This is a genomic window from Nocardia sp. NPDC056952 (assembly GCF_042674185.1).
In the GTDB taxonomy this organism is placed as follows: Bacteria; Actinomycetota; Actinomycetes; order Mycobacteriales; family Mycobacteriaceae; genus Nocardia.
In genome coordinates, this window is sequence record NZ_JBHURA010000015.1 from 1 (window position 1) to 14,496 (window position 14,496).

The following is a 14,496-nucleotide window of genomic DNA, read 5'->3' on the forward strand; positions in this document are numbered from 1 at the left end:
TGCTTGCTCCTTCGTCGCCTACGCAACGGCGGCTAACCGGCGACCCGGCCGCGAACCGGCCACTGCGTGGCCGACCCTCCCTAGGGGTCGGGGTGGTGGTTGGCTACCGTCAGGGCGTGTCGCAATCAGTTGAACCGCCTGCTGTGCCCTTTGTGTCGAAGGTGGTGGCTGGGTTGCGGCAGGGTGCGGCGTTTCTCGTGGTCGGGGCGATCGGGTTTCTCGTCGATGCGGGGACCTACAACCTGTTGGTGTTCTGGGGCGGGGGTTTCTCCTTCTCCGAAGGTGTGCTCTATCACTCGCCGCTGGTCGCCAAGATCATCGCGATCGTGGTGGCGACGGTGGTCACCTACTTCGGCAACAAGTGGTGGACCTACTCGCACCGCAAGTCCGGCAGCCCTGTTCGGGAATATGTTCTGTACGCGATCGTCAATGTCGTAGCGATCCTCCTGCAACTCGGCTGCCTCGGCTTTTCCCGATATGTGCTCGACCTGTCGTCGCCGCTGGCGGACAACATTTCCGCCACGGTGATCGGGCAGACGATGGCGGTCGTATTCCGCTATTGGGCCTACAGCAAATTCGTTTTCACCGGCTCATCGGCAAGCGATGAGCAACACGCGCGGAGTGCGGCAACTCCTCACTGACAACGCGCGGGTGGCGTGTGATTGATATCCTCGCCCCGCCCGCCGCGACGCCCTTCTTTACGTGACTGCCTGCGCCGGCGCAGTCGATACCGAGAATTTCGAGGACTTCATGGAGCAGTCGGCTACCAAAGCCGTGACCGAATCGAACGATCGGCGCGAGGCCGCGCCCGCATCGTTGCGCGGTGAACACTCAGCGCCCGAGCGGCTCGTGCTGGCCCGAGGCATCTTCACCGGGCCCTCGGCGCGGGTGAACGACGACCTTTACGCCGTCGTCAAGGGGGGTGCCGCCGTCCGCGAACGGCACTCGCTGCACCTGCCCAAGGGCGCGACCGCGCACACCAACACCTACTTCGGCCGATTCGCCGCCAGCTACTGGCAGCGCTGGACCACCGTCACCGAGGTGTCGGTGGGTGCGCATCTGGTGGTCGCCAACTTGGCGAATGTGCGGCTGGTCGCCTCCGATATCGCCGGGCACCGCCGGATCATCGCCTCGCTGGTGGCGACCAGCAGCGGGGTCGTCTCGCTGACGGCACCGCTGGATCAGTACGTCGACGGCGGCGCGTTGTGGCTCGAGTTCGACGCGGTCGGGGGCGAACTCGACATCACCGAACTCGCCTGGACCGCGCAGGCGCCCGAGAAGGTGCGCCCGGTCGCCATCGCGATCTGCACCTTCAACCGGGCCGAGGACTGCGCGCACACCGTCGCCGCGCTGGCCTCGGACGCGACCGTGCTGGCCGCGATCGACGCGGTGTACGTCGTCGACCAGGGCACCGACCTGGTCGAGGACCGCCCGCTGTTCCAGCAGGTCCGTCCTGATTTCGGCGACAAGCTGCGCTACATCCGCCAGCCCAACCTCGGCGGCGCGGGCGGCTTCACCCGTGGCCTGTACGAGGTGTCGGCGGCCAACGAGCACGCCGACGTCATCCTGATGGACGACGACATCCTCTGCGAGCCCGAGACCGTCCTGCGCCTACAGGCGTTCGCCAATCTGACCGTCGAACCGACTCTGGTCGGCGCGCAGATGTTGTTCCTGCTCAACCCCGACTACCTCAATGTCGGCGCGGAAGAAGTGCATCTGCACGAGCTCAAGCACGGCCAGAAGGTGCCCAAGGCACTGCGCAACACCTCCATGCTCAAGAAGAACCAGGAGCGTCGCGTCGACGCGGGCTACAACGCCTGGTGGACCTGCCTGATCCCGGCCGAGGTGGTCGCCAAGATCGGGCTGCCGGTCCCGATCTTCTTCCAGTGGGACGACGTGGAATACGGCATCCGGGCGCGCGAGCACGGTTTCGTCACCGTCACCCTGCCCAACGCCGCCGTCTGGCACGCCGACTTCTACTGGAAGGACTACGACGACTGGGCGCGGTACTTCTCCACCCGTAACTCGCTCATCGTCGGCGCCCTGCACACCGATCTCGACGGCAAGGCGATCACACGCGAGTTCTTCCGCTATATCGCCGAACACCTCGTCGGCATGCAGTACGGGCTGGTGCACACCACCCTGCAGGGCATCGAAGACTTCATGAAGGGCCCGAAGGCGTTGCGCGACGGCGGTATCGACGCCCTCGCCGCCGCCCGCAGCAGCCGCAACGACTACCCCGAAACCATCAAGCACCCCGCGGCCACCCCGCCGGTGAACTCCGCCGACATCTCCGTGCGCCGGGCCAGCGGCGAACCGAGCCGCGTCACCCTGGTGCTGATCAAGCGCGCGATCACCCAGTGGACCGGCCGCACCCAGCCCGGTCTGATCGGCGTCACCCGCGAGGACGCGCACTGGTGGCACATCGGGCTGTTCGAGCACGTGGTGGTCACCGACGCTTCCCAGTCCGGCGTGCGGGTACGTCGCCGGGACAAGGCTCGTGCTCGCGCACTGCTCATTCGCGCCTACCGCACCTTGCGCAAGCTCCGTAAGGAACTCCCGGCGTTGCAGGCCGAATACCGCAGGGCCGTACCGGAACTCACGAGTCGGGAGAACTGGGCGCGGCTGTACGGCATCGACCCGAGCTGACCCATGACCCGTTTCGTCCGGGCCGCCTCCGCTGCTGACGCGGAGGCGGCCGCCGGGCTGCACGCCGAATTGCACGCGCATTTCGAGGTGCGCCGTCCGGCCGACATCCTGCGCCGCACACGGCAGCTCACCCACAACGACTCTTCCGACTGGCGACCGGCGCCACTGCTGATCGTCGAGGACGAGACACCCGTCGGTTTCGCGAGCTACGAGTTGTCCCGACCGAGCAAGTGGTCGGCGGGCGATCTGCGTATCTCGGAATTCCTGATCACCGAGTCGTCGCGCGGCACCGGCGCGGGCGCGACCCTGCTCGCCGCCGTCCACGAGGTCGCGAGCGCCGCAGGAGTAGCGGTGAGCGAGCCGAACCAGGCCGACCCGGATGTGTTCACGACCGCGGAACGCTACCTCGGCTCCCACGTCATCGACTTCGCCTACGAGCGGACCCGAGCCGGGCACTGGTCGTCGCTGCGTGCCGAGGCCGAGGAAAAAGGCTGGCCCGCACCACGACTCAACGACCTGTGGCACACCGAACTCCACGACGATCCCGAGCCCGGCCACCTCTATGCCGAGGGCGAGGTCCCGTTCATCCTGCTGCCCGACGGCCGGGTGGTCACGGCGCGATTCCGGACGATCCATGTCGAGGAATACCTCGGCCACGGCCCGGAGAACCGCTGGACGCTGGCCCTGTCCGGTCGGGAGTTGCGCACGATAGGCGGGCTGGAGATCGACCACAGCTGGTCACGAGCGGAGAACCGGCCCGCGCTCGCGGTGGCCATGGACGACGGCCGGCTCATGGTGAACTACTCCTACTACGCCGGCAATCACTTCGGCTCCGACTCGGGCACCATCGACTACTTGATCGACTTGGCCGAGGGCACCGCATCGCAACGCGCCCACGTCACCTTCGAACAGGACTAGCGAGATCATCAGGCACTGACGCGGTTCGGCTCTCGGCCGTTGTTCGCGTGAGTGCCTGATGATCAACTGCTCCGGCTCAGCGGCGGCCACGTTCGCGGTAGTTCTTCCGCTGCTGTTTGCTGATGTCGCGCCATACTCGTTCGCGTTCGGCGGCCAGACGTTTGTCGGTGCGGGCGGCCATCCACTCGTTCTCCTTGGCCAGCTTGCGATAGCTGGTCAGCCTGCGTTCGGCGATGGTGCCGTCGGCGAGGGCGGACTGGACCGCGCACCCGGGTTCGGTCTCGTGGGCGCAGTCGGCGAAACGGCAATCGGCGGCGAGGGATTCGATGTCGCTGAAGGTCTTGCCGATGCCGTCGGCGGCGTCATAGAGGCCGATGCCGCGCAGTCCCGGGGTATCGATGAGCGTCCCGCCGCCGGGGAGAGGCCGCAGTTCCCGATGCACGGTGGTGTGGCGGCCTTTACCGTCCACGGCACGAACCGCGTTGGTGGCGAACACTTCCGCGCCGAGCAGTGCGTTGGCGAGAGTGGACTTGCCCGCACCGGACGGCCCGATCAGGGCGACGGTGCCGCTGAGCACCGCGGTGAGCACATCGAGACCGACCGCGACAGCGGCACTCACCGCGACCACGGTGGCGCCGGGCGCTACCGCGCGCACCTCATCGAGCGGAAGATATTCCGCCGCATCAGCTTTGGTGAGCACGACGACCGGCTGGGCATTGCTCTCCCAGGCCAGCGCGAGCATCCGTTCGATCCGCCCCAGGTCGACATCACCGTCGGCGGCAGAACAGATCAGCACGGTATCCACATTGGTGGCCAGCACCTGGGCCACCGAGCGCCCGGACACCGACGACCGCATGATCGCCGAGTGTCGTGGGAGCAGTTGTCGCACAGTGCCCTCGGCATCGAGTCCCACCCAGTCACCGGTGCACAGTCCGGTGATGTCGCGCGGGCAGGCGGCTCGCGCCGGGCCGCGCGGGGTCACCACATCGCATTCGCTGCGGTCCATCCTCACGATGCGAGCGGGTGCGAGATCGCCGAGGAGCGGCAGATATTCAGAAGCTACGGCTTCGGTCCAGCCGTAAGGGACGAGCAGGTCGTAGTCGACCATCGTAAGGAATCCTTCGTCGGGTGCCGAACCCGAACGACGGGTTCAGCGAGTTGAGGTGATGTCCGGAGCAACCTGGGCAGGCGCACAATCGCGCCGCCCGGCCACGGCAATCCACACGTGTGTACTCACGGACATCCACCTCCTCTCCAACGTTCGAACACCACTGTGCCCGACCACGCCGACACCCGGCAACTCATTTTCCGTGCGCGGTCTCGCGCCGTCTTCACATGGGCGAACTCGCGCTGTCGCGCGGCCTGATGACGGCACGCCTGCTGTCCCGCAGGTAGGCGTTCGGGGCTTACGGCACGAAGACTTCGGTCGACTGGGGGATGTTGGGCTTGTCGGTGCGGACCGTGACCTGGACTCGACCGGGGCCGGTGTTCGCGATCACGTCCTGGACCGGGTAGGTGCTGGTGCTGGTGGCCGGGATGAAGCGGGTCACCGAGCCGGTGGCGCCGCTGTCCAGGTTCCGCCAGTCGACGACAACGTTCACATCGCATGCCAGCACGGTGGGCGCCCAGTTACCGAGTGGGGAGAAGCCCTGCGAGACGCGCAGGGCGATGCTGTGGGTGGCGCCGGGCGCCACGCTCGGGGAATTGAGCGGTCCGTCGAACGCGGTGCCCGCCACGTTCAGGATGCCGACGCAGACGCCGTTGCCCAGGGTCGCCACCGGCGCGGTCCTGACTTCGTTCATCACGCAGGAGCGCGGGCCGACATTGGACCAGCCGAGCTGGCACTGGTCGTCCGCCTGGGCGGTGCCGGGTGCGGCGAGACAGAGCGCGGTGCCGGCGAGCACGGTCGCCGCGGCGGATGCGAAACTCTTTGCGAAGGTCACGTTTCGCATAGTAAGACCGAATCGCCGATTGTTGCCAGAGCGAACTACCCCCTAGTTTCAGGGGCTAGTCGGGTTTACCGAAGTGCTCGTTGCGCCCCAGCGATCGCAGCCGGAACCATTCCTTGAGCCCGGCCGGGTCGCGACGGGTCACCAGGAAGAACCAGGAGAATCGGATCCACTCCTGCGGCAACAGCTTCCGCATGCCGGGCTGCGACATCAGGTAGCCGCGATTGCGGTAGGTGAAGTAGCGCTTCACCGGATCGTCCGGGTACTGGGTGTGCATCCGCCCGCCCAGGATCGGCTTGAATTCCTCGGCGCCGTTGGGATGCAGGTAGGCGGTCTGCAAGCAGGTGCCGAACGGCAGCCCGGAGCGGACCAGGCGGCGATGCACCTCCACCTCGTCGCCACGCACGAACAGCCGCAGGTCGGGCACACCGATCAGGTCGACGGCCTTCGCCGAGATCAGCGCGCCGTTGAACAGCGACGCGATGCCGGGCAGGAAGTCCTCGTCGCCGAGCTCCGAACGCAGCCGCCGCCACACCACGCCGCGGCGCAGCGGGAACGCGAGACGGTCCGGCTCGTCGATGTCGCAGACCACCGGCGACACCTCGACCAGGTTGTGCCTGCGCGCGCAATCGATCAGTGTCGCGAGCACTTCGGGCCCGTCGGGGCGGCCGTCGTCATCGGCCAGCCACACCCAATCCGCGCCCTGGGTGAGCGCGTGCAGCATGCCGAGCGCGAAACCGCCCGCGCCGCCGAGGTTGTGGCGTGAACCCAGGTAGGTGGCCTCGATCGGTTGCTGCGCGACCAGCTCGGCCACCGCGTCCTCGTTGGCGTTGTCGACGACGATCAGATGGTCGACCGGACGCGTCTGCGAGGCGAGCACTTTCAACGACTCGGCGAGCAGTTCGCGGCGCTTGTGCGTGACGACCACCGCGATGATCCGCGCGGTGGGGCCGGTCTCGGTCGTGATGTCGGCGGGTTCGGCGCCGGGGGGCAGTTCCGCGTCGTCGGGCAGCACGACCGCGGGCAGCGCGTCGTCGGGCAGCACGGCGGCAGGCTCGACGGGTGCCAGCGTCGCCTCGAGACGGTCGGTCATGCTGAACCCACCCGGCACGGCAGCCGGGGCAGCCTCGTCACGTTGACCGCTCATACCTGATTCTGCTCCAGCTTCTTCTCGCCCGCCGCGCCGAGTGCGCCCTCGGTTTCCAGATCACGCAACACCTGTGCCACGTGATTACCCGCCTCGGGCCCTTCATACGCTCGCACAACGTCCTCGATCCCGCCCTGTTCGCGGATCTGACCGTGGTCGATCCACATCGCGGTATCGCAGAGCTGGGCGAGGAATTCGTTGGAGTGGCTGGCGAACACCAGGATGCCCGACCGTGCGACCAGCGACTGCAGCCGCGTGCGGGCCTTCTTCATGAACTCCGCGTCGACCGCGCCGATACCCTCGTCGAGCAGCAGGATCTCGGGGTCGATCGAGGTGACCACACCCATCGCCAGCCGCACCCGCATACCGGTGGAGTAGGTGCGCAGCGGCATCGACAGGTACTCACCGAGCTCGGTGAAGTCGGCGATCTCGTCGATCTTGGCCATCATCTGCTTGCGCGTCTGCCCGAGGAACAGGCCGCGGATGATGATGTTCTCGTAGCCGGAGATCTCCGGATCCATGCCGACGCCGAGGTCGAACACCGGGGCCACCCGACCGCGAATGCGCGCACTGCCGCGGGAGGGTTCGTAGATGCCCGAGAGCAGACGCAGCAGCGTCGACTTGCCCGCGCCGTTGTGGCCGACCAGACCGACCCGGTCGCCTTCCTTGAGGGAGAGGTTGATGTCGCGCAGCGCCTCGACCACCACCACGTCGGAGCTGTTGCGCCCGATCGCGCCGCCCGCCTTGCCGAGGAACGCCTTCTTCAGCGACCGGGATTTGGCGTCGAAGATCGGGAACTCGACCCACGCATCATGGGTTTCGATACTCACACGGCTCATCGAGAACTGCTCCTAAACCCAGTACGGGACGCGGGCACGGTACTGCTTGAGCGCCAGGATCGCGACGGCCCAGCCGACGACGGTGATCGCACCGACGATCGCCCAGTGGTGCCATTCCGAGGGCTCACCGAGCAGGGGAGCGCGCACGATCTCCAGGTAGTGATAGGTGGGGATGATCTCGAGGAGCTTGGCGCGGTCGCCCGCACCACCGACCGAGTTCTCCAGCGCCTTCGTCGACCACATCACCGGGGTCAGCACGAACAGCATCAGCGTCATCGAGCCGAGGATCGGGGCGATATCGCGGTAGCGGGTGGAGAAGATGCCGAAGACGATCGTCACCCACATCGCGTTGAGGAACAGCAGCAGGATCGCGGGAACCACCAGCAGGAACGACAGATCCAGATCACGCCAGATCGAGAACGCCACCACCAGCACCGCGTAGATCGCCGCGTTGTGGATGAAGAACAGGAACTGCCGCCAGACCAGGCGATACACGTGCACGCTCAGCGCCGAGGGCAACTGTTTGATCAGTCCCTCGTTGGCGATGAACACGTCGGAGCCCTCGAGAATCGAGGCACTGATGACGTTCCACACGATCAGGCCGACGGTCACATACGGCAGGTACTCACTGATCGGCTGGTCCAGCAGTGTCGAATACAGCAGACCCATCGCCAGCGCCTGCAAACCGGTCGCGATGGTGATCCAGAACGGACCGAGCACCGACCGGCGGTAGCGCTGCTTGATGTCCTGCCAACCCAGCGACAACCACAGCTCGCGCTGGTGTAGTCCGTCGCGCATGTCTTTGAACGCACGCCCGAAGGTCTGCGAATCCGACACCATCGGCGTCCTCACCAGCAGCGCGGCGTCGGTGGTGTGCTCGGCAGCGGCGGCTTCGGTCACCTCTGCGTCGGTGGGGGTGTCTTCGGAATGCACGGGGCTCTCTTCGGTACGCGCGTCACTGCGATCGGAGACCGAATCAGGACGAGCGGCAGCGGCGGGCACGGTCCCCGACCTTACAGTGTTGTTTTCCGGCTGGCGCCGGGTGTCGCGGCCCTGGGGGGCCTCGATCTTCCCTCCCTCCGGGTACTCCTTCGTCGCACCCTCCGCTCAGTCCAGATCGAGGCGGGCCGCGAACAAGAGACTCGGGGGGTTTACAGGTACTGACCGCCGCCCACATGGCCGCCCGCCTTGGCGTCCGCCGCGTGCATTCCGGGCGGAAGCGCACCCTGGCGCATCTGCTCCAGCTGAGCGCGGGCGGCCATCTGCTGGGCGAACAGCGCGGTCTGGATTCCGTGGAACAGGCCCTCCAGCCAGCCGACGAGCTGGGCCTGGGCGATGCGCAGTTCCGCGTCCGAGGGCACCGAGTCGTCGGTGAACGGGAGGGTGAGGCGTTCGAGTTCCTCGCGCAGTTCCGGGGCGAGGCCCTGTTCGAGCTCACGGACCGAGGACTTGTGGATCTCCTTGAGGCGCGAGCGGCTGGCGTCGTCCAGCGGTGCGGCGCGAACCTCCTCGAGGAGCTGCTTGATCATCGTGCCGATGCGCATCACCTTGGCGGGCTGCTCGACCATGTCCGTCAGCGACTCCGCCGACTCGCTCGCGGCCTTCTCGTCGTCCGGCACGACCTGCGCGGTGAACGCGGACCCGCTGTCGGCGTCGGCGGGCACGGTCAGTGGACGGCCGTCGGGACCGATCACGACGATGGATTCGGGGACATCCTCCGAGTGCGTCATATCCCCATCATTGCGTGTGCGCCGGGTTCGCGCTAAAACCCCCACGCGGTTACCCCGGGAGGCCCCCTGCCCTTAAAGTGGCCACCATGACTTATGACGTCGCGAGGGTTCGGGGCCTGATACCGTCCCTGGGCGACGGCTGGATCCATCTGGACCCGCAGGCGGGGATGCTGGTTCCCGATTCGGTATCTCGTGCCGTCTCAACGGGTTTCCGCACCTCTTCGTTTTCCCATATCGGCCGCCACGGTGCGGCATCGCGCAGCGGCGCGATCCTCGACGCCGCACGGGAAGCTGTCGCCGATCTGGTCGGTGGAGATCCGGCCGGCGTCGTCCTCGGTCCCGATCGCGCGGTACTGCTGGCCTGGCTGGCCGAATCGCTGAGCTCACGCCTCGGTCTCGGCACCGGCATCGTGCTCTCCCGTTTGGACGACGAGGCCAATGTGGCCCCGTGGCTGCGCATCGCCAACCGCTACGGCGCGCACGTGCGCTGGGCCGAGGTGGAGATCGAGACCTGTGAGATGCCGTCGTGGCAGTTCGAGGAGCTGATCGGGCCGACCGCGCGCTTGGTGGCGCTCACCGCCGCGTCACCGATCGTCGGGTCGGCGCCCGGTGTCCGGGTGGCCGCCGATCGGGTCCACGATGTGGGCGGACTGCTGGTGGCCGACGCGTTCGGCGCGGCGCCGTACGCGCTGATCGACATCGACGAACTCAATGCCGACGTCGTCGCGCTGAGCGCGCCGTCGTGGGGTGGACCGCAGGTGGGCGCACTGGTTTTCCGCGACCCGGCGTTCCTCGACCGCATCCCCTCGATGTCGCTCAACCCCTATGCCAAGGGCGCTGAACGCCTCGAGGTGGGCGGGCATCAGTACGCGCTGCTGGCCGGGCTCACCGAGTCGATCGACTTCCTCGCCGGGCTCGACGAGCGCGCCTCCGGCACCCGCCGCGAACGCCTCGAGATGTCGATCACCTCGCTGCAGGACTATCACGACCAGCTCTTCGATCACCTCATGCAGGTGCTGGAGAAGGTCGACAACCTCACCGTGATCGGCCGGGCCTCCACCCGCATCCCGACGGTCAGTTTCACGATGGCCGGGATGCAGGCGGAGAAGGTGGCGGCCAAGCTGGCCGATGCCAGGATCGGGACGGTCAGCGGTGTGCACGGCGGTAGCCGACTACTCGACGCGCTGGGTGTGAACGATGAGGGCGGTGCGGTGACGATCGGGCTCGCGCCCTATACGACCCGCTACGAGATCGACCAGCTCGGCCGTGCCCTCACCGCCCTCGAATAGCGTGCGCTAGTCGCGAACCCGCAGGATCACCTTGCCGAAGGTCTGCGAATCGTCGAGCAGTTCGTGCGCGTGGGCGGCCTCGGTGATCGGCAGCTCGGTGGAGATCACCGGCACGATCTCGCCGGCGGCCACCTGTGGCCACAGTTGTGTGCGGACCGCCGCGATGATCTCGGCCTTGCTCCCCGGCCCCGATCGTGGACGGCCGCGCACGTTGGTCGCCGCGACGGTGCCCCACTTACGCAGCAGTGCGGCGATATTCAGCGTTCCGCTGACGCCCCCTTGCATCCCGATCACCACCAGCTGCCCATAGGGTGCGAGCGCCTCCACGTTCCGTTCCAGGTACTTCGCACCCATGTTGTCGAGAATCACGTCGGCCCCACCCTGATCCGCGACCGCTGCGACGAAGTCGCCGGTCCGGTAGTTGATCAAGATCTCCGCTCCCAGCTCGGCGCACTTGGTCAGCTTCGCGTCCGACCCGGCCGTCACCGCGACCCGCGCTCCGAGCCCGCGCGCCACCTGGATCGCGTGCGTCCCGATCCCGCCACCGCCGCCGTGGATCAACACCAGCTGCCCCGATCGCAGCCCCGCCGTCATCACCAGGTTCGACCACACGGTCGCCGCCACCTCCGGCAACCCCGCGGCCGCGACAGCGTCCATCCCCTCCGGAATCGGCAACAGCTGCGTCGCGGGTACCGCCACGAACTGGGCGTACCCACCCCCGGCGAGCAACGCGCAGACCCGATCCCCGACCTGCCAGTCCGTCACCCCCGCCCCCAACCGCGCGATCGTCCCCGAACACTCCAACCCGAGGATCGAACTCGCATCCGCGGGCGGCGGATAGAACCCCTTCCGCTGCATCACATCGGCCCGATTGACCCCCGCAGCAACAACTTCCACCAACACTTCACCGGGCCCCGGCTCCGGATCGACCGTCACGGTCCACTCCATGACCTCCGGCCCACCGAACCCGTTCAGCTCAATCGCGTACATGACACCAATCCTCTCCCCACACCCCGCCGGTAGCCAGAACCCCGCGCCCATGTCGCGGACAGTTCTCGCCGGCGTGAGACAACCCGGCCCAGGTCCGCCCAGACTTGCGGAGGGCCGGATCGGGTCGGCTACCATCCTTCCCAGGGAGACGTGGCAGAGCGGCCGAATGCACTCGCCTTGAAAGCGAGCATGGGTAACACCATCGGGGGTTCAAATCCCTCCGTCTCCGCCAAAGACCCGCAGGTCAGGATCGGTCGAGGAGCTTCGGTCCTGGCACGGGCCCACCCGTTCGGAAGGTTTCGATTTCTTCGGCTCGGGTGCTCACCCATTCCAGCAGGCCGTGGAGCTTGTCGGCTGCCTCGTGGCCTATCGGTGTCAGGGCGTAGGAAACCTGTGGGGGCACAGTGGGTTCGACGGTGCGCTCGACCAGGCCGTAGTCGGTGAAGGTGCGCAGGTTCTGCGACAGCATCTTCTCGCTGATGCTGCCGATTCGGTCTCGCAGGACGTGGTATCGCATCGAGCCGTCGAGTAGCGCGGCCAGGATCAGCACGCCCCAGCGGCTGGTGACTTTGCCGAGGATGGCGTGGGCCGGACACTCTTTGTCGAATACGTCACGTTGACCGAGTGCGGGCCGGTCGCTGTCCGGGACTCCTACCACCATGCCATGAGCTTACCTATCGGTATGCCCTTTCCAATGGTAAGTCGCCTTCCTACGGTTGGGCCCATGGTGGATATCAGCAGGGTTCTGGTGATCGGGGCGACCGGTCATGTCGGCGGTCAGGTGGCGGCGCAGCTCGCCGCGGGCGGAACGCGGGTGCGGGCATTGGCGCGCGACCCGCGCGCGGCGTCGCTGCCTTTCGGCTATCGAGGTGGTGCAGGGAGACCTGACCATCCCGGACACCTTGGACAGCGCACTCGACGGCATCGACGCGGTGTACCTGACCTGGCCGATGTTGCCGGCGGAGATCGCGGAGCGGGTCGTCGCCCGCATCGCCGCACACGCGCGCCGCATCGTCCTGCTCTCCTCCGCCTCGGTCCGCGACGAACTGGACGAGCAGGACCACCCGATCGGCCGGGCGCACGCCCTCATCGAGCAGCCGATCACCGAGTCGTCACTGGAATGGACCTTCCTGCGGCCCGGTGGTTTCGCCACCAACACTGTCGAATGGGCGCCGCAGATTCGCGCGGGCGACGTCGTGCGCGGCGCGTACGGTGCCGCCACGATGCCCCTGTTGCACGAGGCGGATATCGCCGCGGTCGCCGTGCGCGCACTGACCACCGACGGCCACGCCGGGGCGAAGTACCACCTGACCGGCCCGGCCGCGCTGAGCCGGATCGACCAGGTCGCAGCGATCGGCGCCGCACTCGGCCGCACGCTGGTGTGGGAGGAGATCAGCCCCGAAGAAGCGGTGGCGTACATGGGTTGGCTCCCGCCCGACATCGCGCGCGTGGTGCTGCGCGGACTCGCCGGACTCGTCGGAACACCAGGCTCGGTGACCTCCACCGTGCACGACGTCACCGGGTCACCGGCCCGCGACTATCGCCGATGGGCCGCCGACCACGTCGCCGATTTCCGCTGACTACTCTTCGTCCCACGCCTGGATCGACGTCTGGTCGACGATGCGACCGTCGCGCAGATTCGCCATCGAGTGGGCGAGGACGCGCGTGCCGTCCGGATATCGGCACGATTCCACGAAGGCGATGTGGTCGCCGTCGATCAAGACGCTGTCGAGGGAGTGGGTCATCTCCCTGGAGCACACGTCGTCGAACATCGCGCTGATCGCCGAGCGGCCGTGCATCACCCGGGGGTGGCTCGGCTGGTCGCGGTGGTCGACCATGCGGATCTCGGCATCGTCGCTGTAGAGCGTCAGCAGTGTCGCGGCATCACGGCTTTCGATTCCGCGGCGCAGTGCGTCGGCATCGAATCCCGAACTGGATGCGGTGCTCATCGGGGGCTCCCTCGCTCGTCGAAACGAGCCGGACCAGGGCGATTCGGCCCGTATCGAGAACCCTACGCTCGCCGCCGAACGCGCGTAACCCGTCGACCACCGGCCACCCACCGGGTGGGTGGCCGGTTCGGCCGAGCGGGTTGTCGCCGCGCGGAGTCAGGGTTCCTGGCGGCGGCGGTCGTCGATACCCTCGGTTTCCACGCGTTCCTTGCGGACCGTTTCGGAGACCGTCTTCTCGTCGTCGACCTCGTCGACCGCCAGCCGTACGCGCTCCACCGGGACGGTTTCCTTCTCGACGTGCACCTGGTCGGCGTGCAGGACGACCTCGCGGTCCTCCTCGCCGATGGTCGCGCGCCCGGTGCGGTCGGTGATCGGTTCGCGTTCGACGTGCACTTCCTCGTGCGTCACGGGCACCTTGAACGTCTGTTCCTCGGTGACCACGGACTTGTGCAACCGTGCGGTGCCGACCTCTTCGCTCTCGGTGTCGACGCGCAACTGCTCCTCCGAGCGCACCATCGAGTCGTCACCATAGCGAGCGGTGTCGGACAAACCGTCCATAGTCCGCGCCGGGTTGCCCTGGGTCATCGGCAGGTCGTCTTCGGGCCGAATCCGCGGGCGGCCCTCGGCATTCCAGCCGGATGCCCGTGGATCGACGTGGTAATGCTGGAACAGTTCCTGCTCCGATTGCGCGCTGATCCGGGACCCGTCGTGGTGCGGCGCCGTCTTCACCAGATCCTTGTCGACGTGCAGTCTGAGCGAGTCGTCGTCGGGCAGATGTTCGGCGCCGGCCAGCGGAACCAGCGAGTCGTGGCTGAAGAATCCGGTCGAGACGGCGGCCCAGGTGGGCGCTCCGGACTGGTTGTCGAGGTAGATCTGCTTGACCTTGCCGATCTTGTCGCCGCGTTCGTCGTAGGCGGTGGCTCCGATCAGCGATTCCAGGGTCGATTTGCTCATGATGATCCCTCCTACCTGGTACGGAGGCCGGTCGCGGGCATGTTGGGCTCGTTCGCCGGCTCCGCTGGGGGTTGTTGGATGA

The 14,496-nt window shown here is 67.2% G+C and carries 15 protein-coding genes, 1 tRNA gene and 1 pseudogene; 7 read left to right on the plus strand and 10 right to left on the minus strand.

Going from position 1 to position 14,496, the window contains the following annotated elements; genetic code table 11:
* From ACFTS5_RS31905 to ACFTS5_RS31915, 3 genes are all read left to right on the plus strand, one after another.
* On the plus strand, window positions 1–641 hold a 641-nt coding region (locus ACFTS5_RS31905), incomplete at its 5' end, for a GtrA family protein (protein WP_378638461.1).
* 109 nt (window positions 642–750) lie between these two features.
* The gene (locus ACFTS5_RS31910; protein WP_378638464.1) at window positions 751–2,649 is read left to right on the plus strand and encodes a glycosyltransferase; all 1,899 of its coding nucleotides are present in this window, start codon (window positions 751–753) and stop codon (window positions 2,647–2,649) included.
* A gap of 3 nt (window positions 2,650–2,652) precedes the next feature.
* Window positions 2,653–3,567: a GNAT family N-acetyltransferase gene (locus ACFTS5_RS31915; protein WP_378638467.1), complete on the plus strand. Its 915-nt coding sequence runs from the start codon at window positions 2,653–2,655 to the stop codon at window positions 3,565–3,567.
* Window positions 3,568–3,643: 76 nt separating this feature from the next.
* On the opposite strand, the gene rsgA is transcribed toward ACFTS5_RS31915, so the two are convergent.
* The 6 genes from rsgA to ACFTS5_RS31945 all read right to left on the minus strand — a co-directional run bounded on the left by rsgA (window position 3,644) and on the right by ACFTS5_RS31945 (window position 9,232).
* Window positions 3,644–4,675, minus strand: coding sequence for a ribosome small subunit-dependent GTPase A (gene rsgA, locus ACFTS5_RS31920; protein ID WP_378638470.1), 1,032 nt, complete (start codon window positions 4,673–4,675; stop codon window positions 3,644–3,646).
* A gap of 298 nt (window positions 4,676–4,973) precedes the next feature.
* Entirely contained in the window at window positions 4,974–5,510 is a 537-nt protein-coding gene (locus tag ACFTS5_RS31925) for a hypothetical protein (protein ID WP_378638472.1), read from the minus strand.
* Between the two features lie 64 nt (window positions 5,511–5,574).
* On the minus strand, window positions 5,575–6,663 hold the full coding sequence (locus tag ACFTS5_RS31930; RefSeq protein ID WP_378638475.1) for a glycosyltransferase: 1,089 nt from the start codon (window positions 6,661–6,663) through the stop codon (window positions 5,575–5,577).
* Entirely contained in the window at window positions 6,660–7,502 is an 843-nt protein-coding gene (locus ACFTS5_RS31935) for an ABC transporter ATP-binding protein (RefSeq protein ID WP_378638478.1), read from the minus strand. Before ACFTS5_RS31935 ends, ACFTS5_RS31930 begins: the two co-directional genes overlap by 4 nt.
* A gap of 12 nt (window positions 7,503–7,514) precedes the next feature.
* Window positions 7,515–8,342, minus strand: a complete 828-nt coding sequence (locus ACFTS5_RS31940) for an ABC transporter permease (protein WP_378638681.1) — start codon at window positions 8,340–8,342, stop codon at window positions 7,515–7,517.
* Between the two features lie 311 nt (window positions 8,343–8,653).
* Entirely contained in the window at window positions 8,654–9,232 is a 579-nt protein-coding gene (locus tag ACFTS5_RS31945; RefSeq protein WP_378638481.1) for a bacterial proteasome activator family protein, read from the minus strand.
* Window positions 9,233–9,318: 86 nt separating this feature from the next.
* Here ACFTS5_RS31945 and ACFTS5_RS31950 point away from each other — a divergent pair, with 86 nt between their 5' ends.
* Entirely contained in the window at window positions 9,319–10,521 is a 1,203-nt protein-coding gene (locus ACFTS5_RS31950) for a cysteine desulfurase-like protein (RefSeq protein ID WP_378638484.1), read from the plus strand.
* Window positions 10,522–10,527: 6 nt separating this feature from the next.
* On the opposite strand, the gene ACFTS5_RS31955 is transcribed toward ACFTS5_RS31950, so the two are convergent.
* Complete coding sequence (locus ACFTS5_RS31955; RefSeq protein ID WP_378638485.1) at window positions 10,528–11,511, minus strand: NAD(P)H-quinone oxidoreductase; 984 nt, start codon at window positions 11,509–11,511, stop codon at window positions 10,528–10,530.
* A gap of 144 nt (window positions 11,512–11,655) precedes the next feature.
* Here ACFTS5_RS31955 and ACFTS5_RS31960 point away from each other — a divergent pair.
* Window positions 11,656–11,743, plus strand: a tRNA-Ser gene (locus ACFTS5_RS31960).
* A 12-nt stretch (window positions 11,744–11,755) separates the two neighbouring features.
* On the opposite strand, the gene ACFTS5_RS31965 is transcribed toward ACFTS5_RS31960, so the two are convergent.
* Window positions 11,756–12,172 carry a winged helix-turn-helix transcriptional regulator gene (locus ACFTS5_RS31965; RefSeq protein ID WP_378638487.1) on the minus strand — a complete coding sequence of 139 codons (417 nt, stop codon included), beginning with the start codon at window positions 12,170–12,172 and terminating at the stop codon, window positions 11,756–11,758.
* A 63-nt stretch (window positions 12,173–12,235) separates the two neighbouring features.
* On the opposite strand from ACFTS5_RS31965, the pseudogene ACFTS5_RS31970 reads away from it, so the two are divergent.
* Window positions 12,236–12,307, plus strand: a pseudogene (locus tag ACFTS5_RS31970) (hypothetical protein); the annotation flags it as partial.
* A gap of 73 nt (window positions 12,308–12,380) precedes the next feature.
* A complete protein-coding gene (locus ACFTS5_RS31975; RefSeq protein WP_378638489.1) occupies window positions 12,381–13,091 on the plus strand; it encodes an NAD(P)H-binding protein in 711 nt (236 codons plus the stop codon).
* Here the strand turns inward: ACFTS5_RS31975 and ACFTS5_RS31980 are convergent, their stop codons facing one another.
* Together ACFTS5_RS31980 and ACFTS5_RS31985 are read right to left on the minus strand one after the other, a co-directional pair.
* Window positions 13,092–13,460 carry a nuclear transport factor 2 family protein gene (locus ACFTS5_RS31980; RefSeq protein ID WP_378638491.1) on the minus strand — a complete coding sequence of 123 codons (369 nt, stop codon included), beginning with the start codon at window positions 13,458–13,460 and terminating at the stop codon, window positions 13,092–13,094.
* Between the two features lie 156 nt (window positions 13,461–13,616).
* The gene (locus ACFTS5_RS31985) at window positions 13,617–14,414 is read right to left on the minus strand and encodes a DUF2382 domain-containing protein (RefSeq protein WP_378638494.1); all 798 of its coding nucleotides are present in this window, start codon (window positions 14,412–14,414) and stop codon (window positions 13,617–13,619) included.
* Window positions 14,415–14,496 lie beyond the last annotated feature (82 nt).

Coding starts and splice junctions, on each gene's coding strand:
- ACFTS5_RS31940 (WP_378638681.1), bottom strand. CDS start 8,342: ATGGTGTCGGATTCGCAGACCTTCGGGCGTGCGTTCAAAGACATGCGC.
- ACFTS5_RS31915 (WP_378638467.1), top strand. CDS start 2,653: ATGACCCGTTTCGTCCGGGCCGCCTCCGCTGCTGACGCGGAGGCGGCC.
- ACFTS5_RS31955 (WP_378638485.1), bottom strand. CDS start 11,511: ATGTACGCGATTGAGCTGAACGGGTTCGGTGGGCCGGAGGTCATGGAG.
- ACFTS5_RS31965 (WP_378638487.1), bottom strand. CDS start 12,172: ATGGTGGTAGGAGTCCCGGACAGCGACCGGCCCGCACTCGGTCAACGT.
- rsgA (WP_378638470.1), bottom strand. CDS start 4,675: ATGGTCGACTACGACCTGCTCGTCCCTTACGGCTGGACCGAAGCCGTA.
- ACFTS5_RS31985 (WP_378638494.1), bottom strand. CDS start 14,414: ATGAGCAAATCGACCCTGGAATCGCTGATCGGAGCCACCGCCTACGAC.
- ACFTS5_RS31980 (WP_378638491.1), bottom strand. CDS start 13,460: ATGAGCACCGCATCCAGTTCGGGATTCGATGCCGACGCACTGCGCCGC.
- ACFTS5_RS31930 (WP_378638475.1), bottom strand. CDS start 6,663: ATGAGCGGTCAACGTGACGAGGCTGCCCCGGCTGCCGTGCCGGGTGGG.
- ACFTS5_RS31945 (WP_378638481.1), bottom strand. CDS start 9,232: ATGACGCACTCGGAGGATGTCCCCGAATCCATCGTCGTGATCGGTCCC.
- ACFTS5_RS31935 (WP_378638478.1), bottom strand. CDS start 7,502: ATGAGCCGTGTGAGTATCGAAACCCATGATGCGTGGGTCGAGTTCCCG.
- ACFTS5_RS31910 (WP_378638464.1), top strand. CDS start 751: ATGGAGCAGTCGGCTACCAAAGCCGTGACCGAATCGAACGATCGGCGC.
- ACFTS5_RS31950 (WP_378638484.1), top strand. CDS start 9,319: ATGACTTATGACGTCGCGAGGGTTCGGGGCCTGATACCGTCCCTGGGC.